Origin of the sequence: Puniceibacterium sp. IMCC21224, assembly GCF_001038505.1 — a bacterium.
In the GTDB taxonomy this organism is placed as follows: domain Bacteria; phylum Pseudomonadota; class Alphaproteobacteria; order Rhodobacterales; family Rhodobacteraceae; genus Puniceibacterium.
Genome location: NZ_LDPY01000001.1, coordinates 2,789,164 through 2,814,906 on the forward strand (window position 1 = coordinate 2,789,164; position 25,743 = coordinate 2,814,906).

Genomic DNA, 25,743 nt, shown 5'->3' on the forward strand with positions numbered 1-25,743 from the left:
GTTTGATGCGCACCATGACGTTAATCGCCGAGAGAACGAATCCAGAACTGCAAGGGTTTGGCGGTTTCTTCCGCCTCGCCGAGATCTTTCCAGTGGAACTGTGCGACCGCACCGGACAGCGGCGCATAGCCACGTTTACGCCAGAATGCATCCAGCGGCTGATACCCCTTGGGCTGCATTGGATGGTCCGCCGGGCGCATCACACTACAAAACGCCACCTGTTCGCGGCCCAATGCCTTGGCATGCGCCTCACGCAGATCAAAGAACCGGTGGCCAATGCCCCGTCCGCGGTAGTCGGGGAGCAGCACCGATTCGGCACAATAGAACACATCCCCCAGCGCAAGGCCGCTGCCATCAAAAGCCGCGCCAAAATCACTGGCGTGATCCTCTAATGGCGCGCCGGTCGAGGCGCCGACCAGACGCTCGCCATCAAAGGCCCCCACAACAACCGACCGAACCGCGTCGCGGTAGGTCTGCAAATAGCCACGTTCATAGTCCAGATCACCATCGTATAGGTATGGCCACACCCGGAACACCGCGATACGCAGCCGCGCCACATCGTCCAGCGCCGCGACCAGTGCCGCACCGGTCAGCACCTCGACCCGCATCACGAGACCTGCCTGATCCAATCAGCGAGGTTGTAATACGTCACCACGCGGATGATCTTGCCGCCGTCGAGCGAAAAGAACGACCCAGCCGGCAGCCGATAGGTTTGGCCCCGCGCCTCTGGCAGCCCGGAATCGGTCTCAAGATAGGTGCCGTTGACCATGAATTCTGCCGCGCCGCGCGCGCCATCCTCGGCCTCGAACAACACCATTTCGGTCAGTTTCTCGTCATAGCAGCGATCCATGTGGTCGCAGAATTCGCTGAATGCGGCGCGGCCCATGCGCACCTGCCCTTCGTTAACGTAATGCGCCACATCATCTGCCAGACAATCCAGCATACCTGCGCGATCCTTGCGGTTGAAGGCGTCGAAATAGCGTTCCAATACGGCCTTGGACATCGGTTCAGGTCCCCCACTTTCCCTTGAGTTGTTCGTAAAGTTGATCGCGCGTCTGGCGATAAGCGTTCAGCTTGGATTCGCGGGTCTCGCCCAGCCCGGTGGGGTCCATGATCGGCCAATATTCCACGCTGAGATGGAAAAACCGCGTGAGCTCCAACGCCTGACGTTGCGATGCCGGGGACAGCGCCACCACAAGGTCAAAGCCCGACAGCGCCTCACCGTATTGTTCAAGATCCTCGAAACTGCGGGCGCGATGACGCGACAACTCAACACCGATTTCATTGCAGACGGAAATGGCGAACCCGTCGATATCCAGATCGTTGAGCACCCCAACCGATTGCACGTAAGCGTCCTGACCATAGAGCTGTTTCATGATCCCCTCGGCCATCGGCGAGCGGACCGCGTTGTGATCGCAGCAAAACAGCACCGATTGCGGCAGAGGATGCGGCACCCGTCAGCCCCCGAAATGCAGAACGCATACCAGGGTGAACAGCCGCCGCGCCGTGTCAGCGTCAATCTCGGCCTTGCCCTCAAGACGTTCTTCCAAGATGCGAGCGCCCTCATTGTGGATGCCGCGCCGCGCCATATCGATGGTTTCAATCTGACTGGGCGGCAGCGTTTTGACCGCGTCAAAATAGCTTTTGCAGATCTGAAAGTAATCCTTGACCACTTGTCGGAACGGCGACAAAGATAGGTGAAATTCTGCCGCCTTTTCATGCGCTTCGGTGCTAACGTCGAACACCAGACGTTTCTCGCGGATCGACAGGCCGACACGGTAGGGACCGTCAGGCACCACGCGATCATCGCGCGCCGGCAGGGTGAACGAATTCTCTTCCATCAGGTCGAACATCGCCACGCGGCGTTCCTGTTCGATCTCGGGTGTGGGCGGCGGCAGGTTGGCGTCGTCCAGTTCGATATGCGCTATGCGGCTCATGGCTGAATCCTTGGGGTCTGTCCCTGCGTAGCGCGGAACCGGGCCTGCCGCAATTGCGCCAATGGGCCGGATCACGCAGAAAACCACTGATGCGTGACAAACGGGCCAAGTCGCGGCCCGCAGCATCGCATCAGTCGTTCAGCCGGTTCAACCGTGCGGTCACGCTTAGCCCGTGCGCCTCAAGACTTTCCGAGGTGGCCAGACGTTCGGCTGCGGGGCCAATCTCCCGCAGGGCCCGAGGCGTCATGCGGGCCAAAGTCGTGCGTTTGACAAAATCCAACACTGACAGTCCGCTAGAAAACCGTGCCGAGCGGGCGGTGGGCAGCACGTGGTTCGGGCCACCGACGTAATCGCCAATCGCCTCGGGGGTCCATTGGCCCAGAAAGATTGCGCCGGCGTGGGTGATTTGTGCACTCAGGGCATCGGGGTCCGCGACACACAATTCCAGATGCTCGGGCGCAATTCTATCCGACAGTGCCGCGGCCTGCACCAGATCACGCACCACGATCACAGCGCCGAAATCGCGCCAGCTGGCCCCGGCGATGGCGCGGCGCTCCAGCGTTTGCAGACGCTGTTCCACCGCCTGCGTCACATCCCGGCCAAATTGTGCATCGGTGGTGATCAGGATCGACTGCGCGCTTTCGTCATGTTCGGCCTGGCTCAGCAGATCGAGTGCGATCCAATCGGGATCGTTGTCCGCATCGGCGATCACCAGAATTTCGGATGGACCCGCAATCATGTCGATCCCGACCTTGCCGAACACCCGCCGTTTCGCGGCAGCCACAAAGGCGTTGCCGGGTCCGGTGATCTTGTCCACCGACGCAATGGTCTCGGTGCCATAGGCCAACGCGGCAATCGCCTGCGCCCCGCCGATGCGATAGATTTCATCCACCCCGGCAATCCGCGCCGCCAGCAACACCAGCGGATTCACCACCCCGTCGGGGGTCGGCACGGTGATACACAAACGCGGCACACCGGCCACCTTGGCCGGGATTGCGTTCATCAGGACTGAGGACGGATAGCTTGCCAATCCGCCAGGCACATAGAGCCCCGCCGCCGCCACAGGCGTCCAGCGCCAGCCCAGCGTCGCGCCCGCCGCATCAGTCCATTCATCATCCTGCGGTATCTGACGGGCATGATAGGCGCGGATACGCCCGGCAGCCAGTTCAAGGGCGGCCCGATCCTCGGGGCCAACCCTGGCGCATTCGTCGTCGATCTCTTGCTGAGAAAACGCCAGCTTGCCCGGCTCCAGCGCGAGTCGGTCGAATTTCGCCGTCAGCTCAATCACCGCCTGATCGCCGCGCGCCCGGACATCCGCGATGATCCCGGCGACAATATCATCGACGTCGGGACTGTCTTCGCGTTTGGCCCCCAGCAGATGACCAAAGGCCTGCTCGAAATTGGGTTGATCGTGGTCTAGGAACACAGGCATGGCGGACCCTTTCGCTTTGTCGCGTTCCTAGCGCGGCTGCGTCCGGGCCTCAAGGCGCTGCGCACCAGGGACGGGTGTCAAAGGTCGATCTCGATCACTCCGTCCTTCTGCGCTGCGCGGCTCTGGCACAGGATCAGCGCCCCGGCGCGCTGCGCCGCCGACAGAACAAAGTCGCGGTGTTCGACATCTCCCGACACCAATCCACATTTGCACACGCCGCACAGCCCGTCAGAGCATTTCAGATCGACGCGATAGCCGTGTTCGACCAGCACCTCGGCCGCTGACCGGTCAGCGGCGACGGCCAGATCCCGCCCCGCACGTTTGAGCCGCAGCGTGAACGGATAGTTCACCTGATCCGGCAAGTCGGGAACCGAGAAATATTCCAGATGCCGCGCCTCTTCGGGATAGCCAGCGCCGGTTGCGGCCTCAAGAACGGCGGACATGTAGCGCGCAGCACCACAGGTATAAAGGTGCCAGCCGGGATGATATTCGCCAAGCAACCGGTACATATCGGCGCGCCCGCCTTCGTCCGTGATGTGCAGCGTCACTTTGTCGGCCCAATCCATCCCAGCCAGATCGTCGAGATACCCCATCTTCGTACGGCTGCGCCCGGAATAATGCAGGGCGAAATCGCGCCCCTGCGCGTGCAATTCATGCGCCATTGCGATCATTGGCGTGATACCGATGCCCCCGCCCATCAGCAGGCTGAACGTCGCATCGGGGACCAGCGGAAAATGGTTGATCGGATGTGAGATAAAGACCCGCCGCCCGACATCAAAGATTCGGTGCAGCAGGGCTGATCCGCCCTTGCCATGTTGTTCGTTCAGAACGCCAATCTGATAGCTGCTGCGGTCTGCCGGATCGCCGGACATGGAATATTGACGCAGAAATTCCGGGGCGACCACGATATCCAGATGCGCGCCGGCCTGCCATTCCGGCAGATCGCCGCCATCAACCGGTCGGAATTCGTATTTGGTGATACCTTCGGCCATGACCTCGGCCTTAGTGATCTCGACCTGAATGACAGGGCTTTCGCCTGCGGCGGAATAGACATGCGCCAGGTTCCGGGTGTCGCCCTGTGCCAGTCGCGCCTTGTAGCGGACAGCAGGAATCATCGCGCGGTAGGCGGCGATCCCGGCCTCGCGGTCCATCGGAAACGGGTACGGATAGGGGTGCGGTGCCAGCGGTGCGGGATAGACCGCCAACGTCTGGTTCTCGTATTTCAGCGTCAGCCCGGTCTGAAGCGTGCGCGCGTTGACCGGCTGCGTTGTGGGGCGGTAGCCACCATCCTGCGCCACCTCAAGATCCCACCACCATTTCTTGGCCGGGTTCAGCCCGCCATGCCCGACCGCATCGTCCAGCCGCGCCAGCACCGGGGCCGCGGCCGGCAGGTTCATCGCCGCCCAGCGGAATGGTTTTTCAGCGAACAGCCCATTCAGGTTCCAGGGGCAGGTCTTCATGCAGCGGCCACACATCGCGCCGCCGGGGGTGGTGATCCGATAAGTGGCGCATTTCTGGCTGTCGGATTTCCAGATCTCATAGCCATTGAACATCAGCTTGGGCCCGGCGGTGATTGCGCCAGACGGGCATTCGCGGGCGCATTTATTGCAGCTCTCGCAGAACTTTTGCAGGCCAAAGTCGATGGGCCTGTCATGCGCCATCGGCAGGTCCGTCGTGATCGCCCCGGATTTCAGACGCGGCCCCAGGAACGGGTTCAGGATCACCTCGCCAATGCGGCTGACCTCGCCCAGACCCGCCAGCAGCAGCAGCGGCGGTTGCAGCACTTCGCCGTCCATCACTGAATGCGCCTTGGCACTGTAGCCCAGATTGCGGATTTGCCGCGCAATGACGCCGCCCAACAGCGAAAACCGCAGATAGGCCCGCATGGATTGCGCCACCGCGATCCAATCATCGCCCGAGGATCCCTCCATTGTCTCGAACCCCTGATCAATGATCAGCGAAATCGCCTGATCGTGGGGCGGATTGATCACCACACCGCGCGCATCATGGGAATACCATGCCCAGTCAGGGCAGCGTGAAATGCCCACGGCATCCGCGCCGAGATAATAGCAGGTCGCCTTGACCAGTTCCGCCGCCTCCTGTGGGTCGATCTGAATCCTGTCCGGTGCCGGGTCGCCATCCTGCAGCAGAACAAATGCCCCAAGCGCGCGCCGCTGCGCCGCCGAAGGCGCGGCCTTGCGTACGTAATGCCCGCCTTTGGCACCATCCTGAAGCGTCTTGCCCATGTCACCGAACTGCGCGCGGGCGAACATGTCGGCGCGTTTGGGCACACGGGCAACGCGTGGCTCATCAATATAGGTGGTGGGTGTGTCAACGCGTTTGAGCGTCTCGAACGGATGCGCCCCGTCGACAAAGCGGCGCTTGGCATAGGGTATGGCATTCAGCGCGCTACGGGGTGCGTCGCGCCCCAACCGCCACCGCAGGCCAAAGGCCGATCCCGGCTGTGCATCGCGCGACTTCAGTGGCAGATCAGTGGCGATTTCAAACGTCGTGGTCACCGCCGCCAGGCCAAAGCGGCTGCCGATATAGGGATGGGTCAGCACGCCGCCCTCAAGTGTGGCCAGCCCCGCCGCGACCGCCAACCGACCCAGATCAACATCAGACGTGGACACGGTATGCCCGCGCGCATCATATCCCAGAACCCGCAGGTAATTCGCAATGACAATCGCCGTCTCAGCGGCCAGCAGCCCGGCGCGATGCGCCTGCGCATCGGTGATCCAGCCAGTGCCCGGTTCTGCGGACGTTGGATCGCGCGGGTTTTCATACAGGAACACCAGCGCATGGGTGTGACCGTCGATGGTGGTGGGCGGTGCCTCCATGCTTTCCTTGAGATCGGCCATAATCATGTCGATCCCCGAGGCCAAAGTCTTGGTCTGGCGGGTACGCAGATCCCGCGCGAGCCGCGCAACATCCGGGTTCACAAAAGGTTTCAACAGTCTGGCAGCATTGGGCAGAGCACAGGCGCCGACCACAGCAGCATCAGCGAAATACCCAAACGCCTTGAGGTGATTGGCACGCTCGACCGGGTCGCCGGGTGCATCGGCCTGAACCCGATTTACCAACCCATCGCGGATCGCGTCCAGCATCGCCTGATGTTCGCGCATTGCGTTGATGATGGAGCGCGGATCGGCGGGACGGTCGAACAACAGCGGCACCATCGGCGGAACAGTCGTCAGGTCGGGCAGATTGTTACGCCGCGCCAGACGTTCCACCGGATATGGCCCCATGTGAACCGGACGGGATTTATGCGAGAAGAACCGCAGGGTCATGCGGGGGCGCTCCGTTGTTCGCGGCCTGTGGCATGATCCCACCGCCCCTGAACGGGTCCAGGGCGTCAGATGACAGCCATCCTATTGCTCGGACGAAAAGCTATCAGCGGGGGCGGCAAAGTCAATCGCCGCCCCCCGATGTCACGACCCGCAGGTCATTCGGCCGGGGTCACAACCCCGGTCGGCGCTTTTTCTTTGGCTGGTTTACCGCCGAAACGTGCCACCATGGCAAAGAAGTAGGGCACAAACAGCACACCAAAGATCGTTGCAGCAATGGTTCCGGCCAACACACCGGCACCAATCGCCGTGCGCCCGCCGGACCCTGCGCCCGAGCTGAGCAGCAGCGGCAACACGCCCAGCGAAAACGCCATAGACGTCATGATGATCGGGCGGAACCGTTGGCGCGCGGCATCAACGGCGGCGTCGACAACCGACAGCCCGTCCTCTCGCCGGTCACGGGCGAATTCGACGATCAGGATCGCGTTCTTGCCCGTCAGACCGATCACCGTCAGCAGACCAACCTGAAAGAACACGCCATTTTCGAACCCGCCCAGCCAGGCACCGCACAGCGCCCCCAACACACCGATCGGCATCGCAAGCATCACCGCGAACGGGATCGACCAGCTTTCGTATAGCGCCGCCAGCGACAGAAAGACCGCCGCCAGGGACAACGCATACAGCAGCGGTGCCTGATTGCCCGATTGCTGCTCTTCGAGCGACAGACCGGTCCAGGCGACCTGATATCCGGGGGGGAGTTGCTGAACCAGCCGCTCGATCTCGGCAATCGCCTCGCCGGTACTGACGCCGGGCGCGGGAGACCCCTGGATCTGCATCGACGGCACACCATTGTAGCGGTTCACGCCCTGTGGTCCGAACTGCCAGCTTCCGTCGGCAAAGTTCGAGAAAGGCACCAGACCGCCGCTCGCGTTGCGCACGCGCCACTTCTCAAGATCCGATGGGCCAGAGCGCGACGCAGGTTCCCCCTGCACATAGACCCGTTTGATCCGTCCCTCATCGACAAAGTCGTTGACGTAGCGACCTGCCCAGGCAGTGGTCAGCAGATTGCCCACATCGGTGGCGCTGACCCCCATCGCCCCGGCGCGACGCCAGTCGATATCAAGGTTGAACTGCGACGCATCTTCGAGCCCGCTGGGCCGTGCCGACCCGATCAGTGGGCTTTGCGCCGCCATCCCCAGCATCTGGTTGCGTGCATCCAGCAACTGTTCGTGGGTCTGTCCGGCCCGCGCCTGCAGGAAAAAGTCAAAGCCCGAGACGTTGCCAAGCTCGATCACCGACGGCGGCACGATGGGGAACACCATCGCATCCTGAATCTGACTGAATGCGCCAAAGGCCCGCCCCGCGAGCGCCTGCGCACTTAGGTTCGGCGTCTCGCGCTCCGACCAGTCCTTGAGCCTGACAAAGACCAGACCCATGTTCTGCCCCTGCCCGGCAAAGCTAAACCCAGCAACACCAAAAACCGATTCCACCATGTCGGATTCGTTGTTGAGGTAATAATCCTCAACTTTGGCAACCACATCCAGCGTCCGCTCTGCCGTTGCACCGGTCGGCCCCTGAATCAGGGTAAAGAGGATCCCCTGATCTTCGTCCGGCAAGAACCCCTGCGGCGTGCGCATGAACAGGGTTACCATTGACGCGATGATCATCAGATAGACGATGCCAACGCGCACAGGGCGCCGCACGATCCAGCCGACGCTGCGCCCGTAACCAGCCAACACACCGTCAAAGCCACGATTGAACAGACCAAAAGGTCCGCGCCGGGGCGCATCATGATCACCAGCCCTGAGCATGCTGGCACACAGCGCCGGTGTCAGGGTCAACGCCACCACCACCGACAGCGACATCGCCGAAATGATGGTGATCGCGAATTGTTTGTAGATCACCCCGGTCGAGCCGGGAAAGAACGCCATCGGCACGAACACTGCCGACAGCACCACCGCAATGCCGATCAAGGCACCGGTGATCTGGTCCATCGACTTGCGCGTCGCCTCGAGCGGGCCGATCTTGTCCTGCTGCATGATCCGTTCGACGTTTTCGACCACAACAATCGCGTCGTCGACCAACAGACCGATGGCCAGGACCATCGCCAGCATGGTCAGCGTATTGATCGAAAATCCAAACGCCGCCATCACGCCAAAGGTACCCAGCAACACGACCGGCACGGCAAGCGTCGGGATCAGCGTGGCGCGGAAATTCTGGAGAAAGAGGTACATCACCAGGAACACCAGCACGATCGCCTCGATCAGCGTCTTGATGACCTCTTCGATCGAAATCGTCACAAAGGGCGTGGTGTCATAAGGGATGACGTATTCGACGCCATCGGGGAAATAGGCCGCGAGTTCTTCGATCCGCGCAGATACGTCAGCAGCAGTATCGAGCGCGTTGGCCCCAGGCGCGAGGCTGATCGCCATACCCGCCGATGGCTTGCGGTTGAATCGCGAGATGGTGGCATAGCTCTCGGCACCGATTTCGACCCGCGCGACATCGTTCAACAGCACCAGTCCACCATCGGTTTCGGCGCGCAGTACAATCTGGCGGAAATCCTCGGGTGAGGTCAGCAGCGATTGCGCCGTGATCGTGGCGTTCAGCATCTGGCCTTCGACCGCCGGGCGCGACCCGAACGATCCGGCCGATATCTGCGCATTCTCTGCCGAAACCGCGGCCACCACATCACTCGGGGTCAGTTCAAATGCAGCCAGTTTGACCGGGTCGAGCCAGATCCGCATGGCGTATTGCGCCCCGAACACCTGCACGCTGCCCACACCCTCAACTCGGCTGATTTCATTCACCATCCGCGAGTTGAGGTAATCCCCCAGGTCAGTTTCGTCATAATCGCCTTTTTGTGCGATCAGCGCGACCACCATCAGGAACCCGGCCGAGGATTTGCGCACGGAAACACCCTGCCGCTGCACCGGTTCGGGCAACAGCGCACTGGCCTGCGCCAGTTTGTTCTGCACCTGAACCTGCGCGATATCGGGATCGGTTCCCGTCTCGAATGTGAGGGTCACACTGGCCGAACCGGATGAGGTCGAGCTGGACGAGATATAGCGCAGCCCGTCCAGACCGGTCATCTGCTGTTCGATCACCTGGGTGACGGTATTCGCCACGGTTTCTGCCGAGGCCCCCGGATAGCTCGCGTTGACCGATACGGTCGGCGGCGCGATCTGGGGGTATTGTGCCACTGGAAGGGTAAGAACCGACAAAATGCCGATCCCCATGATGAAGATTGCGATGACCCATGCAAAGATTGGTCGATCGATAAAGAAACGGGCCATGCGCGTTGCTCCGGTCTGAAATTATTCGGTTTTTTCGGCGCTTGCACTGGCATCGGCAGGGGTATCCGCCTGCGCCAGAACACGCTCTTCGGGGGCGACGGTGGCACCTGGGGCCGCCTTTTGCAGACCTGCGACGATCACACGATCCCCGGCAGACAGCCCGCCATTGACCACCCAATCGGCCCCCAGATCCTGAAGCACCTCCAGGGGACGCACCTCGACCACATTGTCGGCATTAACCAGCATTGCCGTCGGCTGACCACGACGGTCACGGCTTACCGCCTCTTGTGGGATCAGAAAAGCGCCCTCGAGTGTGCTGGTCGGCATCTCGACCTGCACATACATCCCCGGCAGCAGCAGTTTGTCCGGATTTGCGAATTCCATCCGCAGGACCACCACGCCGGTCTGTTCGTCCACATCGGGTTCCGCCGCCCGCAACGTGCCCGTCTGGTCATAGCCGCCGCCATCGGCCAGCGTCAGCGTCACCTCGCGCGGGGTATCCCCCAGACGCACATCGGTGTTGCCGCGCTTCCACTCCAGCAGCTCTGCCGCGGACTGGGTGACGTCGACATAGACCGGATCAATGTTGCGGATCACGGCCATCGGCTCGGACTGGCTGGCGGTCACCAGCGAACCGGTGCTGGTAAGAGAGCGGCCGATTTCCCCCGACAGACGGGCACGGATTTCGGTCCGGTCCAGCTCGATCCTGGCCAGTTGCAACTGCGCCTCGGCAGATTGCAGCCCAGCCGCTGCACTGTCGCGGGTGGCAATGGCCGCGTCCAGGGCCTGCGCACTGGCAACATTGCGCTGCGACAATTCCTCAAAGCGCTGAAGGTCCTTTTGCGCGGCAGCGTTCTGTGCGCGGGCCTGGGCCACAGCGGCCTCGGCCTGGGCGACGGCGGCGCGGTGGGTCGCGGGGTCGATGGTATAAAGAACATCACCCGCCTTGACCGGCCCCCCCTCCTGAAACCGCTGTTCAAGGACAATCCCGGCAACCTGCGGCCGTACCTCGGCCTGGGCCGATGCGACTATGCGCCCCGGCAGGGTTGTGGTCAGCGCCACGGACTGGGGCTGCATAGTGATCACCGTCACAGCAGCAGGCGGGCGATCCTGTGCCTGCACGCCCATCGGAACGGCGACAAAGGCAAGAGTTACGCAAAACGCCGCACGGCGCGACAATGACAAACGAAAAGACATCAGCTCGGAATCCTGTGATTTACGAGGGGAGGAGGAGGATTTTGGAATCATTCTAAAGATTTGCTGCGTTGCAGCAAGATCAATTTTACCGATCAGGCGAGGTCACCGGACTGGTGCGTGCCAGCGGCGGCACACCACCGCCTGCGGCTGGGGCAACCGGCTCGATCCGCTGGTAAATCGCAAACGCGATACAGGCGGTCGCGCCCATCACCGGAATAAGCAACCCCATTGCGATCACGGCATTGCCCATCAGCGCACCCAGCGACCCGACCAACAGCCCCGACCCCATCTGGATAAAGCCCAGCATAGATGCCGCCGCCCCTGCTTCGCGGCCAAACGGTGCCAGTGCAACTGTGGACATAGCCGGCATGACAAAGGCGATGCCGAAGGCATAGATCGATACCGGGATCATGACGTGCAGAAAGCTCGGTGGCCAGAGCAGCAACGTCATCGTCCCGACGCTGCCGAGTGCGATGAACATCAATCCCGGACCAACGAGGCGGGTCGCCCCGACGCGCGCCATCAGCCGCCGCACCACCAAAGATCCGGCGAAAAAGCTGCCCGATTGGGCAAGCATCGACAGACCGAACTGCGATGGGCTAAGCCCGACCTTGCCCATCAGTACGAACGGTAAAAACGTGGCCTGCGCATAGAGCGCCCCAAGCGCGCCACCCATGACCGCGGCCGCGCACAGAAACTGCCGGTTTGTCAGCACCAGACGATAGGTCCGGCCCAGGTCCGGCAGATTCAGCCGGCTGCGGTCCGGTACAACTGTTTCCTTGAGCGCGACCATCACAACAAGTATCACAACGATGCCAAGCACAGCCATCAGCAGAAAGATCGACCGCCAGCCAAAGACCGCCAGCAACAGCCCACCCAGCGATGGCGCCAGTGCCGGGCCAACCGCCAGAATGATCCCGATCAGATTCATGATCCGCGACGATTGTTCGTTCGTGAACAAATCGCGCACCAACGCCCGCGATATCGCCACCCCGACCGACGCGCCAACCCCCTGAAGGAAGCGTGCAACGATCAGGGTTTCGACGCTCGGAGCCACCAGCGCCAAAAGGCTCGCCACGCAATACAACGCCATGAACGCGATGGTGATCGGTCGCCGTCCCAGCGCATCCGACAGCGGCCCAGCGATCAACTGGGCGCAGGCGAATCCGCCGAAATACAGCGTCAGCGTCATCTTGATCACGGCTTCGGTCGACCCGAACGCATGCACTAATTCGGTCATCGCCGGTGTATATAACGCCATCGACACCGGGCCGACCGCGACCAGCATCGCGCCAATCAGGCTAACGCGGCGTTCGCTCATCACCGGGGAGGTGGTCATCGTTTCAATTCCTTTTGGGCAACGCACTGGCAGGCGGCGTCCTGGCGCGCAGCATCCAGATTGCTGCGCAGCTTCATGGCGAGATGGCGGAACATCGCCTGTTCCTCGTCCGAAAAACCCTGCATCGCGACTGCATGTGCCTTTTGGCCCACCGCAGCGATCTGAACCAGCGTATCCTGAGCCGCGTCGGTCAGCGATACAATCTTGGCGCGCCGGTCGTCTGGATCGACATTGCGCACCACCAGACCTGCCACTTCGAGCCGGTCGAGAAAGCAGGTCATACTCATCGGCGCCAGACCCAGCTGTTCGGCCAGGACATGCTGACGCACGGCGCCACACCGCGCCATATAGACCAGCACCTTGGCTTCGGCTGATGTGACCGTCAGCGCGGCCAGATCGATCTCACGCTCGAACGCCGCGCGCATCAGGCGCGCGATATCCTTGATGAGAAACCCGAGGGCATCTGGGTCAACAGCTTTGTGCATTGAGCGTCCGATTTATAGTATGGCTAACTTATTATATCGACCTCATACAATTTTAGCCTGAAAGGTCAAGCGCTAGCCGCGCGCCGCCCAACTCACGATTTCGCGACCGCCAGATCAATAGGCATTCATCTGGAGTCCTGCCCGGCAGATCGTCCAAATCTCCTGGCTCTCGCTCTGTTGCTCAGGACACGATCCAAGGTCCGGCACCAAACTGCGATCACCCGGTTCGCTATGCGGGGGTCGCAGGCGCCACCTGCCCATTCCGCTTGACGCGTTCGTCACGGATGATATCCAGCGACATGGCGGGCCTGTAGCTCAACTGGTTAGAGCAGAGCGCTCATAACGCTTTGGTTGCGGGTTCAAGTCCTGCCGGGCCTACCAAACGTCATAATTTATCCTTTTATTTTATGGCGTTACCGCCAGACTTGACGAACCTTACCGGGAAGTTTGTCAAGTTCTATTCGGGTTTTACCCCGACCATTTTATTGAACGCCGAGTCGGACAGACCCTTGCGCCCGAAGGTTCCGCAATACCTTTTGCGCCTCGGACAAAGTGACGTGGCCGCTCACGATCTCGAAAGGTGTCCCCCGCCTCAGCAATCCGGCGCCCTGTTTTGAGCATCCGCGCTTCCATCAGCCGCCGCAGGATCTGGAACTCAGACGGCAGGTCCCATTCCGCCAATGGGGCTGCCTGGTCCAAGGCGTTGTGTCTGAGGCCAGCGCCAGTGGGACGGATTTGAGGATTTGAACACCTGAGGATTTCTGGTTCATCATAGCTTTCAAGGAGCGAAGTTGAACAAGACATCCGGAACATCGAAAGACGCCGCTGACAAGCTGGTTAAGACCATCCGTCGCAAGACGCGTCAGTCCTATTCGGCGGAAGAGAAGATCCGCATCGTTCTGGCAGGTCTGCGTAGAGACGACACCATCTCGCCGACTTCCTGGCGGCTTACAACTTTGCACGAAGGCTCAGGACACTCAGCGGCCTCACGCCCTACGAATACATCTGAGCAATCAGGACTTCACAGCCAGATCGCTTCATGTTCGATCCGATCCAACAAATGTCGGGATTGAACACCTGGTCAATAGTTACCCGATAACTTCGAGGCCTAAAGGCCCTTGCACCGAAACGGACAGAACCATATGGCCAAATCTGCGATCGAAATGATCGGTGTGAACAAGTGGTTCGGCGATTTTCACGTTCACAAGGATATCAATCTGACCGTGGCTTCTGGCCAGCATGTGGTGATCTGCGGCCCTCTGGATCGGGTAAACCCACCGTCGTGCGCTGTATCAACCGGTTTGAGGTGCATCAACAGGGCACGATCCGCGTCGACGGAATGGACCTGACCGTCAACGTGCGCTCTGTCGCGGCGATCACGTCCGAGGTTGGCGTGGTTTTTCAGCAGTTCAACCTGTTTCCGCATCTGAGCGTGCTTGAGAATCGGATGCCCGGCCCGATCTATATCGAATTTGTCCGCGCCGGCGTTCAGTCCATTGTCAGGGGCCAGGTCGAAGCGGCGCACTCCATCCGACTGAACTGCATGCAGACCATGCACTATGCGATCCTGCCGCAGGCGGTCCGGCACATTTTTCCGCCACTGACCAACCAATTTATCTATATCGTCAAGATGTCGTCCTTTGCCTCGGCCATCGGGATGCAGGAATAGACACGACGTGCGAACGAGTTGGTGGTGACGGAATATCGCCCGCTGCAAATCTACACGCTGCGGACCCTGGAAATCTGGTACTGGCTCTGATCATCTGCGCCGGGGTGCGCTGGCAGAAACGGAAAATGGGCTCGGACAAGAGGGGATGAGCATGGATTGGAACGCTTTCATGGATCGCTCCGTGGACGAGGTGAATGCCCTGTCGCGCCAGATCCCCGATTCCGCCAAGGCGTTTAAGGCGTTTGATACGTCTGGTCGCGAATGACACGACGCTTGCAAGGATCCGCCGGGCGGTTTCCCGGACCTGACGCTACAACAATCCACTCAACCACAAAAGGACCCCATCGATGAGCGCCTGGATCAGAATGATTTCCGAAGACGAGGCCGGCCCCCGCCTGCTCGAACTGCTGGACAAGGCGCGCACGCCGCATGGCACGGTGGATACCGTGATGCGGGTACATTCGCTGCGCCCCGAAACGATGCACGGGCATGTCACTCTTTATCGGTCGGTGCTGCATTCAGACGACAACACCCTGCCGTTTTGGTTCCTTGAGGTGGTCGCCAGCTACACCTCGATCCTGAATGACTGCACCTATTCGCTGACGCATCACTTCATGAATGTGCGTAATCTGCTCAAGGATCAGCCGCGCTCGGACCGGATATTTACCGCGCTCAAGGCCGCGCGGCCCGAGGATGAGTTTGCAGGCAAGGAATTGGCGCTGCTGCGGTACACAGCCAAGCTGACCGAGAATGTGGGCAGGATGGTGAAATCGGATTTTGAGGCGCTCAAGATCGCGGGATGCGAAGATGCCGAAATCCTTGAGGTCAATCAGGTCTGCGCCTATTTCAACTATTCCAACCGCCTGCTGAATGGTCTGGGTGCGACGACCGAAAACGACGTGGTGGGGTATTACAAGTCCTGATCCACATCCCGGACCACCAGCGCCAGCAGATCGCCGCGCCGCACCATCCCGCGATTGGTATGGGCCAGGATCACCCCATCCTGCGGCATGTGCAACGCAACTGATGCACGTTCAGGTTCACCCACATAGTGGAACCAACCCGCCGGATCGCCCTGTGTGACGTCCTGACCGGCGCAGATCTGGCGATCAAATATCCCGTCGCCGCGGGCATACAGGCTGTCATGCGGGCTGGCCACCTCGACCACGCGTTGTTGAGGTGGCAGCAAAATTTCGCCGGATAACATATTGAGATACCTCAGGATATTGTACAATCCCGCCTCGGTCGCGTCGGTGATTCCGGGATCGACCCCGCCCCCGCCGCCAAGTTCAGCCGCAATCATCGGCACGCCGACACGTTGCGCCGCCGCATTGATCGAGCGCGCATCGTTATGCGCCCCCAGCCGCCAGATCAGCGGCAGACCAAAGACGCGGGCCAGCGCCATGTTCTGTGCCGACAGATCCGCGTCGGCGCAATGAGTCGGCAGAGAGCAAGGCTGAAAGAATGACGCCTTGCCGCCCGAGTGCAGATCCACCGCAGCATCGCACAACGGCAGGATCGCAGTCTCAAGAAAATGCGCTAACATGGCCGTGGGGCCGCCCCCGGCATCCCCGGGAAACGCTCGGTTCAGGTTCTGCCCATCCAGCGGTGTCACCCGTGACGACACCGCCAAAGCTGGCGCGTTCAGGGCCGGTATCGCGATGATCTGGCCCGAAAGCTGCGCCGGATCCAGCTGATGCACCAGCCGCAGTATGGCTGAAGGCCCCTCGAACTCGTCACCATGCGTGCCCCCTGTCAGCAGCAACACTGGCCCGGCCCCGCCGCGAATCGATATCACCGGCACCGGATGATACCCCAGCGGCACGCTATTATCCGACCAGCGCAGCATGGCGTCACCAAAATGACGACCCTGCGCGCCAAGATCGGTGGTCAGCGCCACGCGACTGGGGGTCTGAGGGATGGACATATGTACGCTCCGCGACTGAATGTCCGGTAGGGTAGCAGCCTTGATCAAAAAGGGAATTCCCTTGATCGCGATGTCGGCGCGCTGGCCTTGCCATGTTGCCTCACAGGGTTTCGCTTAGCGGCGCATGACAGCCTGGCCTGGCGCTGCGACGCTTGCATCCCTTATGGTCGGCAGGATGACGTGAGGCATGGCTTGGCAGAATTTGCGCGCTTTCTTTTTGTGCATACATTAGCATCGTAACCGCGTCTTCGCGGATCGCACCAACGCGCGGGTTGCGCCGCCGCGTCGCGCCGCTAGGATCATCGCAACGGGACAGCCGCGCAGAGGGGACAGCAGACTTGCCTGACACAGACACACGCGCGGCCCGCCCCCGGCACGCCGCATGAGCACGGACGTTCCGATCATCTCGTTTGACCATGTCGACAAATTTTATGACGACTTTCATGCACTCAAGGACGTGTCGATCTCGGTGCGCGAGGGCGAGCGGATGGTCATCTGCGGCCCTTCTGGGTCGGGAAAATCAACGTTGATCCGCTGCATCAATGGGCTGGAGTTCCACAATTCCGGCACGCTGACGGTCGACGGAATCGAAGTACATGACGGCGCGAAGCAGATCCTTGCCCTGCGACAAGAGGTCGGCATGGTGTTCCAGCAGTTCAACTTGTTTCCGCATCTCACGGTACTGGAAAATCTGATGATTGGCCCGATGAAGGTCCGCAAAATCGCGCGCGCGCAGGCCGAAACAACCGCGCGCAAGTATCTGGATCGCGTCCATATTCCTGAACAGGCCGACAAATATCCCGCAGCTTTGTCGGGGGGCCAGCAGCAGCGCGTCGCCATCGCCCGGTCGCTGTGCATGGAAAGTCGGATCATGCTGTTTGACGAACCGACCTCGGCGCTCGACCCGGAAATGATCAACGAGGTGCTGGATGTGATGGTGGAACTCGCCGACACTGGCATGACCATGGTGGTTGTCACCCACGAAATGGGATTTGCCCGCAAAGTCGCCGACACCATGGTGTTCATGGAGGCCGGTCGCATCGTCGAAGTGGCCCCCCCCGAAGTGTTTTTCACTGCGCCAAAAAGCGCACGATGCCGCGCCTTCCTTGATCAGATCCTCGAACACTAGATGTCAGCGAAACCTGATATATTCCAGCCGAAAGGCAAGCCACTACCGGCGCCGCCTCGAGCCAGACAGGTTATTGATTCGGTGACATTTTCAGTGGCCTTATATGGATTGATCGTCGGCGGGATCATTTACCTCGCCTACGTCGGTGCCCAGAGCATGGGCTACAATTGGCAATGGTATCGGATGCCGCAGTATTTCTACACCCGCGACGCCGAAGGGTTTCACCTGGGCCAGTTCATGATCGGGCTAGGCACAACCATCACGTTGTCAGTGACCGCGTTCGCGGTGGCCGTGTTTCTGGGGCTGATCGTGGCGTTGCTGCGGCTGTCGGATCTGGTGATTGGCAGCCGGGTCGCCGTCGGATATCTGGAGTTTGTCCGCAACATCCCGCTTCTGGTGCTTTTGTATCTGTTTTACTATGTGCTTGGGCCGATCTTTAAATACGACCGTTATACCGCCAGTGTACTGTGTCTCGCGGTGTTCCATTCGGCCCTGATATCCGAAATTTTCCGCGCCGGCATAAACGCTGTGGCGCGCGGTCAGTGGGAGGCCGCGACGTCGATCGGGATGTCGCGCGCACAAGCCTATCGCTATATCATCCTGCCACAATCGGTCCGTTTCATGCTACCGCCCATGACTGGCGAAGTGGTCCATATGATCAAATCCTCGGCCATCGTCAGCGTGATCGCGGTAGCGGAACTGACGACAATGGGCCGTAACATCATTTCCGACACCTACATGAGCTTTGAGATCTGGTTTACCGTGGCGGCCATCTACATGGTGGTGACGCTGGTGCTGTCGATCGGCGTCTCGCGGATCGAAAAACGATACGAGGTCAAAACCTGACTTCATCAAGAGACCGGCCCGCGCAGAAGGCCGCATTTGACATACCTGCAACCCGTTCGACAAGGAGAGACAATATGACACTGACAAGACGAACTCTGACGCTGGTTCTGGCCGGAGCCGTGGCGCTGGGTGGTGCCCTGCCCGCCATGGCACAACAGGCAGAAAGCGTGATCGAAACAATCCAGAAACGCGGCGTGATCAAAATTGGCCTGTCGCTGTTTGTGCCGTGGTCGATGCGTGATCTGAACGGCGACCTCGTCGGATTCGAGCTGGATGTCGGCCGCCAACTGGCCGAAGATATGGGCGTTGAGGCCGAATTTATCCCGACGTCGTGGGACGGCATCATTCCGGCGCTCGTTGCGGGCAATTTCGATGTCATCATCAGTGGCATGACAGTGACACCGCAGCGCAATCTGACGGTCAACTTTTCCCAACCCTACGCCTATTCTGGCATGACGATCCTCGCCAATACCGCAATGACCGAGGGTTTCACGCTCGAGGATTACAACAGCGCAGACGTGACGTTTTCCGCCCGGCGCGGCGCAACACCAGCCACTGTGATCGCTGACATGTTCCCCAAGGCGACGCTGAACCTGTTTGACGAAGACGGCGCAGCAACCCAAGAAGTGTTAAACGGCAATGCCCATGCCACCATGTCCTCTGAACCCGGGCCGTCGGATGACGCGCGCCGCAATCCCGAAACCCTGAGCGTCCCGTTTGATCAGGCGTTTCAGGCCGGCGGCGAAGGCATCGCCATGCGCAAAGGCGATTCCGATGCGCTGGCGTACTTTAACAGCTGGATCACCTGGCGCACCAATACCGGCTGGCTCAAGGAACGTCACACTTACTGGTTCCGCGGCGACGAATGGAAAGCATTGGTCGAGCAGTAAACTCTTTGTCGCGGGGCACTCACCTGCCCCGCGACACATGTGTCAAAGGAGTGCCCGATGCGCCGGTTTCTGAAACGTCTGCATTGGATGGACTATGTCGTTGTGGTGGTTCTGGCCGCATTCTTTGGCTATGTTTGGATACAGATCGAGGGGTCGCTGAACTATAGCTGGCGATGGGAACAGATCCCGAATTACATCGTGCGCTATCACACAACGCGCGAAGAATGGTTTGCCAACCTGCTCCTGCAGGGGTTGATTACGACGATCCGTGTCTCAATCTATGCGAGTGTACTGGCGCTGTTTCTGGGGACTGTTCTGGGGATTGCCCGCTGTTCAGACAACCTGACCGTACGAATGCTGGCCCGCACCTATCTTGAGGTACTGCGCAATATCCCTCCCGTGGTGGTGGTGTTTGTTTTCTTCTTTTTCCTGTCAGAACAACTGATCCAGGCCCTCAATATCGAAAGTTGGGCGCGGGCGATCGCGCGACAGGACAACAAAGGTATTTGGGAATTCTTCTTTGGCGACATGCGGCGGTTTCCGTCGCTCGTGTCGGGCGTCATCGTCCTAGCTCTGTTCGAAAGTGCCTTTGTCGGAGAGATCGTGCGCGCAGGCATTCAGTCGGTTGACCGCGGCCAGCGCGAGGCCGCGCGTTCCATCGGGATGAGCCGCTGGCAAGAGATGCGATATGTCGTGTTGCCTCAGGCAATTTCCAGAGTGCTGCCGCCGATGGCCAATCAGTTCATCACTCTAATCAAGGACAGTTCGATTATCTCGCTGATCTCGGTTCAGGAACTGACCTTCAAGACAGTCGAACTAGTGTCTTCAACCCACATGATATTCGAGGCGTGGCTTACAACTGCCGCCTTTTATTTCGTGTTGTGTTTTGGTCTGTCGATGCTGTTTCGGCGGTTGGAACGACGCTAAAATTTTTCTAAAAATTTTAATCCGCAAGACATCTGTTTCACGGGGTTCGCCGATGACATCCTAGTTTTCCCACGACGGATCAAAGTGTCCGATGTGACTTGAGAAACCTGTACCGCGTCCCTCAAACGCAGGGCGTTTGTCTGCTCGCTGCGATCGTCATCGTCTTGGGCCACGTAATCTCAGAAGCATGCTGCCCATCGCTTTTGTCGAAAACGGTAAGCCCAGCCCCCCGATTCAGTCCATGCAAAAAATCCATTGCGGATTTTTTGCATCACCACCTAGGCAGAACACATTACGGACAACAAGGGGTCGCCAGATACTCTGTTGGCTTGGACCGTCTTAGGCGACAAAAGCCCTGTTGCCAGACACTACAGCCCCTATCGGACCGGACAGGGGCTGTAGTGCACCAACGATTTGTTCATTCAGGTACGCCTCAGGTCTTGTCCTTGAACCCCATGAGCGCTGCGGCAAAGGGATTGTCAGGGTCGATCGGCTTTTCACGGCGCGGAGGACGTGCCTCAAACTTCTTGGGCTTGTTCTCTTGCTCGGGACGATTGCCCCCTTTGCCGCCGGGTTTACCGCCCTTGCCGCGCGGACCATCGTTGCGGCGACCCTTGCCACCTTCACGTGCCTCTCGCGGGGCGGAATCGCGGCCACTCTTTGCGCCATCCCGCTGGTTACGAGCACCTTCTCGCCTCGGGCCACGTTCGCGGGCCCCACGATTTCCGCCCCAAGTGAAGGTAAAGAAAGCTTCCTTCTCGACCTCGGGCACTGTTGCATCTGCAGACTGCCCCAGCGGCACATCTTCGGCAGGGGTCTCAGCGACGGCGGCCTCTTGTGTCGGGTCAGCAGGTTCCTCGGCAATCGGTGCGATCCCGGTATCCTCAATCGCGGCCACAGTCCCAGACACATCGGCAGGCGCAGGCGACTCGGCCTCGCCCGTCACGAGCCCGGGAGCGGTGGAGTCAGCATCCATCACCGGTGTGTCTGCTTCAGGCGCAGCACCTTGGATGACAGTATCGACCGATTTGACCTTGGCCCGCTCGCCCTTTTCGGCGCGGTAGCCCATGCCCCCCATCAAATCGGCGAACTGCTCAAGCGTCATGCCTGTGATCGACAGCATGTCGGCCTTGGCCTCGAATCCGTTACGACTGTCTTCAGCCCGCAGCAGATCGGCCAGACGTTCCAGCATATCGATGCGAATCGCCCGGGCACCAGATTTTCGGTACCCTGCGATCATGTAGTGATCGGAGGGGATGTCTTCGATATTCGGTACCGTGACCAGACCGGGCGGCGGTGCTTCGGGGAATTCGTCCAGCCCCTGACGCAAGCTCCACAGCACCAGACGCAGACGGGTCGGCGCGGGTTTCAGCAGCAACGGCATAAAGATCGTGTACTGGCCAAACCGGATGCCATGCTTGCGCAGCGCGCTTCGGGCCTCCTGGTCCAAAGCCTTGACGTCCTCCGCAATGTCAGCGCGGGGCAGAATGCCCATCGCTTCGACAATGCGAAAACCAAAACCGCGCGCCAATCCGGTCAGCGTCTCGTCATGCTGGATGTTCAGCAGCGGTTCGAACAGCGCAGCAATTTTGCGGTCGATGAAATGTTGCAACCGGCGCTGCACCTTTTGCAGTACATCCGGTCCCGCCTCATCATCGACAAAGGCCACGACGCGCGGTTTCAGCGCATCGTCCCCCGCTGCCAGTTTTCCCACCGCCTGAGAGCCCCACATCAGGCCCCCCTGTTCGGTAAAATCAATCTCGGTATCGGGTGCGTTGTAGAAACGGTCCGCCCGCAAATGGAAATGCGGTGCCATCGCCTGAAGCGACGCTGTCTTCAGCGTCTTTGCCTCCTGCCCGGTTGCATCCTTGTCCTGGCGGAACCGGAAGCCTTCGAGTTTCCCGACGAATTCACCTTCGACGGTCACCTCACCCTTGTCATTCACTTCGGCCAAGAGGGCCTCCTTCTGCTTCAACCGCCGCAACAATACGGATGTCCGCCGGTCAACAAATCTCTGCGTCAAACGGTCATGCAACGCGTCGGACACTCTATCTTCTACAGCGCGAGTCGCGTCGCGCCAATGCATTTCGTCTGCAACCCAACCCTTGCGTTGTGCCACGTACGTCCAAGTACGGATAAACGCCAGACGTTTCGACAATGTGTCAATATCGCCATCTGTCCGGTCAATCCGTTTCACCTGCCCCGCCATGAAGTCATTCGGGATGCCGCCACGCTGATGAAGATACGAATAGATAACGTCCAGAAGGCTCGCGTGTTCCGCGTGGCTGATTCCGCGAAAATCCGGGATGCGGCAAACATCCCACAACAATCGAACCGACGCCGGGTCGGTCGCCCGCGCTGCCACCTCGGCTTGTTGCGACAGGGTTTTCAGCGCTTGCAGATCATCGGCCTCGCGCGCCTTGAGCAGGCGTTGGTCGTTAGGCCCAACCTCGAGACTGTGTACCAGTGCGTCGATGCTGCCAAAGCTCAGATCAGCGTTGCGCCAATTCAGTTTTTGCAGCGGCGTGAACTGATGGTTGCAGATTGCCTCGGCCACCTCTTCGATTAACGGAGACGCCTCGCCAGTCACACCAAAGGTGCCGTTGCTCATGCCGCGCCCGGCCCGACCGGCGATTTGCGCCAACTCATTCGGCGCAAGGGGACGCATTCGGCGTCCGTCGAATTTAGTCAGCGACGAAAAGGCGACATGGTTGATATCGAGGTTGAGGCCCATACCGATGGCATCAGTGGCCACCAGAAATTCGACATCGCCGTTCTGATACAGATCAACCTGCGCATTGCGGGTTCGTGGGCTAAGCGCCCCCATCACGACCGCTGCGCCACCCTTTTGACGCCGCAACAATTCGGCAATAGCATACACATTTTCAACCGAAAATCCGACTATTGCGGTTCGTGGCGCCAATCTACTTATCTTTTTCGAACCAGTATAGGTCAGCTGGCTTAACCGATCTCGGCGCACGAATTCGACATCCGGCACCAGGCCCGCGATAGGTCCGCGCATGGTATCAGAGCCCAGAAACAGCGTTTCATGCTGACCACGCATCCGCAACAACCGGTCGGTAAAAACATGCCCCCGCTCGGGATCGGCGCAGAGCTGGATCTCGTCAATAGCGACAAAATCGGTGCCCATGCCTTCGGGCATCGCTTCGACGGTACAAACCCAATAGGCGGCGCGGGGCGGCACGATCCGTTCCTCCCCGGTGACCAGCGCCACCACGCCAGGACCGCGAATCCCCACAATACGGTCATAGACTTCGCGTGCGAGCAGCCGCAGCGGCAGACCGATCATGCCGGTGCGATACCCCAGCATCCGTTCGATGGCATAGTGGGTTTTGCCGGTGTTGGTCGGGCCTAGAATGGCCGCGATCCGTGCGCGTTCGGCCATGGACAGCCCCTATCGTCCTGCTGCCCGCTCGTTACAGCGCGGTACCGTTGACCTGAAGATCGAGCCGTTCCAGCGCCTCGATCACATCCGCATCATGCGGTCGAATATCGAGTACACGGGAATAGGCATCATGGGCAAGCGCAGGCTTTTCCAGTGATTCGAACACCGCACCCAAGCCGCGCAAGGCGCCGAAATGTTGCGGGTTCAGCGCCAGCACATGCTCCAGCGCATCCACCGTCAGGCCCAACCGTTCCTCTTGGAAATACGCCATGGCAAGCCCGTGCCAGCCTTCGGCGAAATCCGGCGCATGATCCGTCAGAGCCGTAAAATGTTCGATCGCCACGTCGACTTGCTGGATTTCCAGTGCGTCGCGACCACGCTTTAGCAGCAGATCCATCGCCGCTGACCCGCTTTTTGACCACTCAAGCCGAATCTCTTTTTCCAGTCGCCGTGCGCCAGCTTCGTCCGCGTCGCGCAGTTCCTGCAGCAGCGTCAGCGACTTGTCGGTAGTCTGTGCAAAACCTGCCGCAGGTATGGAAAACATGACCAGCGCAACAAATGCCGTCACGGTAGATTTGATATTCATGTGTGCCATGCTCATAACGTTTACGAGTCTAGCCTATGCGTCGGGAAAAGCCACCCGTCAGCACACACAAATCGGGAGAGAGCACAGATGAGTGATTACATAAACGAGGCGGTCGCAGCAATGAACGCCAAGATGCCTTCGGGCTTTGACGGCAGCGCCAAGTTCGACGTGACCGGAGAGGGCAGTTTTGTTCTGGATCAGGATGGTGCCAGGGTTGACGATTCCGGCGCCGACGTCACGCTGAGCGCGGATGTGGATACTTTCCGCGGCATCATCGACGGTGATATTGACCCGACTTCGGCGTTTATGTCTGGCAAGCTGGCAATTGACGGCGATATGGGGGTCGCGATGCGACTGGCGCAGGCGCTGGCCTGATGGACCTGACGCCCGCCCCGTTTCTGGCCGAACTGGCCCAGGGACCCGAAGGCGGGCGCGCCGTCTGGATCCATGCCGACGACGGCGTTCGCCTGCGGTTGGGGCATTTTCCAGCCCCGCCGCAGGCAGCGGGTGCGGAGGGCAGCGTCCTGCTGTTCCCGGGACGCACGGAATATATTGAAAAATACGGCCGCACCGCCACTGATCTGGCAAAGCGCGGCTACCACACGCTGACCGTCGACTGGCGTGGGCAGGGTCTGGCGGATCGCCTGCTTGACGACCCGCTTACCGGGCATGTGCAGCTGTTCGATGACTACCAGCGCGATGTCGCCGTCATGGTCGCGGCGGCACAAGCGCTGGATCTGCCCCGCCCCTGGCACCTGATCGCCCACAGCATGGGCGGCTGTATCGGTCTGCGGGCGCTGATGCGCGGACTACCGGTCGAGGCAGCGGTGTTTACCGGCCCGATGTGGGGCATCCGCATCGCAGCTATCGTACGCCCCGCCGCCTGGGCACTGGGGTGGTCCAGCGCGCGGCTTGGGCTTGGCCATCGCTATACCCCGGGAACAAAAGGACTGAGCTATGTCGTTGCGGAACCGTTTGAAAGCAACCTGCTGACCACCGACCCTGAGAGTTACGCCCATATGCGCCATCAGGTTAACGCCGAGCCGGGGCTGCGACTGGGCGGCCCGTCACTGCAATGGCTGCATCAGGCACTGGCAGAATGTCGTGCCTTGGCGCGCCTGCCCTCGCCTGCTTTGCCTTGCCTGACTTATGTCGGCACGCAAGAGCGCATCGTCGACATCCCCCGGATCCGCGCCCGCATGGCCAACTGGCCCGGCGGGCGTCTGATTGAAGTGGAAAGTGCCGAACACGAGGTCCTGATGGAGGGCCCCGCCCTGCGCGCCCGCGTCACCGATGAGATCGTCGCGCATTTTGTCCGCTCAGGACATGCCAGAACCGCGGTTTCGGCCTGACTCTGGCACGGTAAATGGGGTGAGAGTTCGAGCACCGG

20 protein-coding genes, 1 tRNA gene and 3 pseudogenes are annotated in these 25,743 nt (G+C 60.3%); 11 read left to right on the top strand and 13 right to left on the bottom strand.

Going from position 1 to position 25,743, the window contains the following annotated elements:
* Positions 1-20: 20 nt before the first annotated feature.
* The 10 genes from IMCC21224_RS12895 to IMCC21224_RS12940 all read right to left on the bottom strand — a co-directional run bounded on the left by IMCC21224_RS12895 (position 21) and on the right by IMCC21224_RS12940 (position 12,973).
* Positions 21-608, bottom strand: coding sequence for a GNAT family N-acetyltransferase (locus tag IMCC21224_RS12895; protein ID WP_047995701.1), 588 nt, complete (start codon positions 606-608; stop codon positions 21-23).
* Positions 608-1,003: a ketosteroid isomerase-related protein gene (locus IMCC21224_RS12900; RefSeq protein ID WP_047995702.1), complete on the bottom strand. Its 396-nt coding sequence runs from the start codon at positions 1,001-1,003 to the stop codon at positions 608-610. The genes IMCC21224_RS12895 and IMCC21224_RS12900 overlap by 1 nt, the downstream gene beginning before the upstream one ends.
* A gap of 4 nt (positions 1,004-1,007) precedes the next feature.
* Positions 1,008-1,391, bottom strand: coding sequence for a low molecular weight phosphatase family protein (locus IMCC21224_RS12905; RefSeq protein WP_047997108.1), 384 nt, complete (start codon positions 1,389-1,391; stop codon positions 1,008-1,010).
* A 66-nt stretch (positions 1,392-1,457) separates the two neighbouring features.
* Positions 1,458-1,937, bottom strand: a complete 480-nt coding sequence (locus IMCC21224_RS12910; protein ID WP_047995703.1) for a UPF0262 family protein — start codon at positions 1,935-1,937, stop codon at positions 1,458-1,460.
* A 130-nt stretch (positions 1,938-2,067) separates the two neighbouring features.
* Positions 2,068-3,369: a histidinol dehydrogenase gene (gene hisD / locus IMCC21224_RS12915; protein WP_047995704.1), complete on the bottom strand. Its 1,302-nt coding sequence runs from the start codon at positions 3,367-3,369 to the stop codon at positions 2,068-2,070.
* Positions 3,370-3,446: 77 nt separating this feature from the next.
* Complete coding sequence (locus IMCC21224_RS12920) at positions 3,447-6,659, bottom strand: reductive dehalogenase domain-containing protein (protein ID WP_047995705.1); 3,213 nt, start codon at positions 6,657-6,659, stop codon at positions 3,447-3,449.
* 155 nt (positions 6,660-6,814) lie between these two features.
* Positions 6,815-9,952 carry an efflux RND transporter permease subunit gene (locus tag IMCC21224_RS12925; protein WP_047995706.1) on the bottom strand — a complete coding sequence of 1,046 codons (3,138 nt, stop codon included), beginning with the start codon at positions 9,950-9,952 and terminating at the stop codon, positions 6,815-6,817.
* 21 nt (positions 9,953-9,973) lie between these two features.
* Positions 9,974-11,149 (bottom strand): efflux RND transporter periplasmic adaptor subunit, encoded by a 1,176-nt coding sequence (locus IMCC21224_RS12930; RefSeq protein ID WP_047995707.1) that lies wholly within the window; start codon positions 11,147-11,149, stop codon positions 9,974-9,976.
* A gap of 85 nt (positions 11,150-11,234) precedes the next feature.
* Entirely contained in the window at positions 11,235-12,488 is a 1,254-nt protein-coding gene (locus tag IMCC21224_RS12935) for a multidrug effflux MFS transporter (protein WP_082135205.1), read from the bottom strand.
* A complete protein-coding gene (locus IMCC21224_RS12940) occupies positions 12,485-12,973 on the bottom strand; it encodes a MarR family winged helix-turn-helix transcriptional regulator (RefSeq protein ID WP_047995708.1) in 489 nt (162 codons plus the stop codon). The genes IMCC21224_RS12935 and IMCC21224_RS12940 overlap by 4 nt, the downstream gene beginning before the upstream one ends.
* Before the next feature lie 304 nt (positions 12,974-13,277).
* Here IMCC21224_RS12940 and IMCC21224_RS12945 point away from each other — a divergent pair.
* The 5 genes and pseudogenes from IMCC21224_RS12945 (at position 13,278) to IMCC21224_RS12960 (ending at position 15,565) form a co-directional block, all read left to right on the top strand.
* Positions 13,278-13,354, top strand: a tRNA-Ile gene (locus IMCC21224_RS12945).
* A gap of 538 nt (positions 13,355-13,892) precedes the next feature.
* A pseudogene (locus IMCC21224_RS27815) lies at positions 13,893-14,072 on the top strand (IS481 family transposase); the annotation flags it as partial.
* A gap of 207 nt (positions 14,073-14,279) precedes the next feature.
* Positions 14,280-14,411 (top strand): annotated as a pseudogene (gene glnQ, locus IMCC21224_RS28525) (glutamine ABC transporter ATP-binding protein GlnQ); the annotation flags it as partial.
* 30 nt (positions 14,412-14,441) lie between these two features.
* A pseudogene (locus IMCC21224_RS28530) lies at positions 14,442-14,791 on the top strand (ABC transporter permease subunit); the annotation flags it as partial.
* 198 nt (positions 14,792-14,989) lie between these two features.
* Entirely contained in the window at positions 14,990-15,565 is a 576-nt protein-coding gene (locus IMCC21224_RS12960; RefSeq protein WP_047995709.1) for a carboxymuconolactone decarboxylase family protein, read from the top strand.
* Here IMCC21224_RS12960 and IMCC21224_RS12965 read toward each other — a convergent pair.
* Positions 15,553-16,569: a succinylglutamate desuccinylase/aspartoacylase family protein gene (locus IMCC21224_RS12965; RefSeq protein ID WP_053078973.1), complete on the bottom strand. Its 1,017-nt coding sequence runs from the start codon at positions 16,567-16,569 to the stop codon at positions 15,553-15,555. The two genes, IMCC21224_RS12960 and IMCC21224_RS12965, sit on opposite strands and share 13 nt — an antisense overlap.
* A gap of 382 nt (positions 16,570-16,951) precedes the next feature.
* Here IMCC21224_RS12965 and IMCC21224_RS12970 point away from each other — a divergent pair, with 382 nt between their 5' ends.
* From IMCC21224_RS12970 to IMCC21224_RS12985, 4 genes are all read left to right on the top strand, one after another.
* Positions 16,952-17,698 (top strand): amino acid ABC transporter ATP-binding protein, encoded by a 747-nt coding sequence (locus IMCC21224_RS12970; protein ID WP_047995710.1) that lies wholly within the window; start codon positions 16,952-16,954, stop codon positions 17,696-17,698.
* A gap of 81 nt (positions 17,699-17,779) precedes the next feature.
* On the top strand, positions 17,780-18,544 hold the full coding sequence (locus IMCC21224_RS12975) for an amino acid ABC transporter permease (protein WP_231582078.1): 765 nt from the start codon (positions 17,780-17,782) through the stop codon (positions 18,542-18,544).
* A gap of 74 nt (positions 18,545-18,618) precedes the next feature.
* Positions 18,619-19,434 (top strand): transporter substrate-binding domain-containing protein, encoded by an 816-nt coding sequence (locus IMCC21224_RS12980; protein WP_047995711.1) that lies wholly within the window; start codon positions 18,619-18,621, stop codon positions 19,432-19,434.
* 57 nt (positions 19,435-19,491) lie between these two features.
* Positions 19,492-20,361 carry an amino acid ABC transporter permease gene (locus IMCC21224_RS12985; RefSeq protein ID WP_047995712.1) on the top strand — a complete coding sequence of 290 codons (870 nt, stop codon included), beginning with the start codon at positions 19,492-19,494 and terminating at the stop codon, positions 20,359-20,361.
* A 433-nt stretch (positions 20,362-20,794) separates the two neighbouring features.
* On the opposite strand, the gene IMCC21224_RS12990 is transcribed toward IMCC21224_RS12985, so the two are convergent.
* Together IMCC21224_RS12990 and IMCC21224_RS12995 are read right to left on the bottom strand one after the other, a co-directional pair.
* Positions 20,795-23,767, bottom strand: coding sequence for a helicase-related protein (locus tag IMCC21224_RS12990; RefSeq protein ID WP_047995713.1), 2,973 nt, complete (start codon positions 23,765-23,767; stop codon positions 20,795-20,797).
* A gap of 31 nt (positions 23,768-23,798) precedes the next feature.
* On the bottom strand, positions 23,799-24,353 hold the full coding sequence (locus tag IMCC21224_RS12995; RefSeq protein WP_231582079.1) for a tetratricopeptide repeat protein: 555 nt from the start codon (positions 24,351-24,353) through the stop codon (positions 23,799-23,801).
* Positions 24,354-24,440: 87 nt separating this feature from the next.
* Between IMCC21224_RS12995 and IMCC21224_RS13000 the strand changes: the two genes are divergently transcribed.
* Positions 24,441-24,728, top strand: coding sequence for an SCP2 sterol-binding domain-containing protein (locus IMCC21224_RS13000; protein ID WP_047995714.1), 288 nt, complete (start codon positions 24,441-24,443; stop codon positions 24,726-24,728).
* Entirely contained in the window at positions 24,728-25,705 is a 978-nt protein-coding gene (locus IMCC21224_RS13005; protein ID WP_047995715.1) for an alpha/beta fold hydrolase, read from the top strand. Before IMCC21224_RS13000 ends, IMCC21224_RS13005 begins: the two co-directional genes overlap by 1 nt.
* Positions 25,706-25,743 lie beyond the last annotated feature (38 nt).

Bases quoted from the DNA above. Each gene is read 5' to 3' on its own strand.
- IMCC21224_RS12895 (WP_047995701.1), bottom strand. From the start codon at position 608: ATGCGGGTCGAGGTGCTGACCGGTGCGGCACTGGTCGCGGCGCTGGAC.
- IMCC21224_RS12900 (WP_047995702.1), bottom strand. From the start codon at position 1,003: ATGTCCAAGGCCGTATTGGAACGCTATTTCGACGCCTTCAACCGCAAG.
- IMCC21224_RS12905 (WP_047997108.1), bottom strand. From the start codon at position 1,391: ATGGCCGAGGGGATCATGAAACAGCTCTATGGTCAGGACGCTTACGTG.
- IMCC21224_RS12910 (WP_047995703.1), bottom strand. From the start codon at position 1,937: ATGAGCCGCATAGCGCATATCGAACTGGACGACGCCAACCTGCCGCCG.
- hisD (WP_047995704.1), bottom strand. From the start codon at position 3,369: ATGCCTGTGTTCCTAGACCACGATCAACCCAATTTCGAGCAGGCCTTT.
- IMCC21224_RS12920 (WP_047995705.1), bottom strand. From the start codon at position 6,659: ATGACCCTGCGGTTCTTCTCGCATAAATCCCGTCCGGTTCACATGGGG.
- IMCC21224_RS12925 (WP_047995706.1), bottom strand. From the start codon at position 9,952: ATGGCCCGTTTCTTTATCGATCGACCAATCTTTGCATGGGTCATCGCA.
- IMCC21224_RS12930 (WP_047995707.1), bottom strand. From the start codon at position 11,149: ATGTCTTTTCGTTTGTCATTGTCGCGCCGTGCGGCGTTTTGCGTAACT.
- IMCC21224_RS12935 (WP_082135205.1), bottom strand. From the start codon at position 12,488: ATGACCACCTCCCCGGTGATGAGCGAACGCCGCGTTAGCCTGATTGGC.
- IMCC21224_RS12940 (WP_047995708.1), bottom strand. From the start codon at position 12,973: ATGCACAAAGCTGTTGACCCAGATGCCCTCGGGTTTCTCATCAAGGAT.
- IMCC21224_RS12960 (WP_047995709.1), top strand. From the start codon at position 14,990: ATGAGCGCCTGGATCAGAATGATTTCCGAAGACGAGGCCGGCCCCCGC.
- IMCC21224_RS12965 (WP_053078973.1), bottom strand. From the start codon at position 16,569: ATGTCCATCCCTCAGACCCCCAGTCGCGTGGCGCTGACCACCGATCTT.
- IMCC21224_RS12970 (WP_047995710.1), top strand. From the start codon at position 16,952: ATGAGCACGGACGTTCCGATCATCTCGTTTGACCATGTCGACAAATTT.
- IMCC21224_RS12980 (WP_047995711.1), top strand. From the start codon at position 18,619: ATGACACTGACAAGACGAACTCTGACGCTGGTTCTGGCCGGAGCCGTG.
- IMCC21224_RS12985 (WP_047995712.1), top strand. From the start codon at position 19,492: ATGCGCCGGTTTCTGAAACGTCTGCATTGGATGGACTATGTCGTTGTG.
- IMCC21224_RS12990 (WP_047995713.1), bottom strand. From the start codon at position 23,767: ATGGCCGAACGCGCACGGATCGCGGCCATTCTAGGCCCGACCAACACC.
- IMCC21224_RS12995 (WP_231582079.1), bottom strand. From the start codon at position 24,353: ATGAATATCAAATCTACCGTGACGGCATTTGTTGCGCTGGTCATGTTT.
- IMCC21224_RS13000 (WP_047995714.1), top strand. From the start codon at position 24,441: ATGAGTGATTACATAAACGAGGCGGTCGCAGCAATGAACGCCAAGATG.
- IMCC21224_RS13005 (WP_047995715.1), top strand. From the start codon at position 24,728: ATGGACCTGACGCCCGCCCCGTTTCTGGCCGAACTGGCCCAGGGACCC.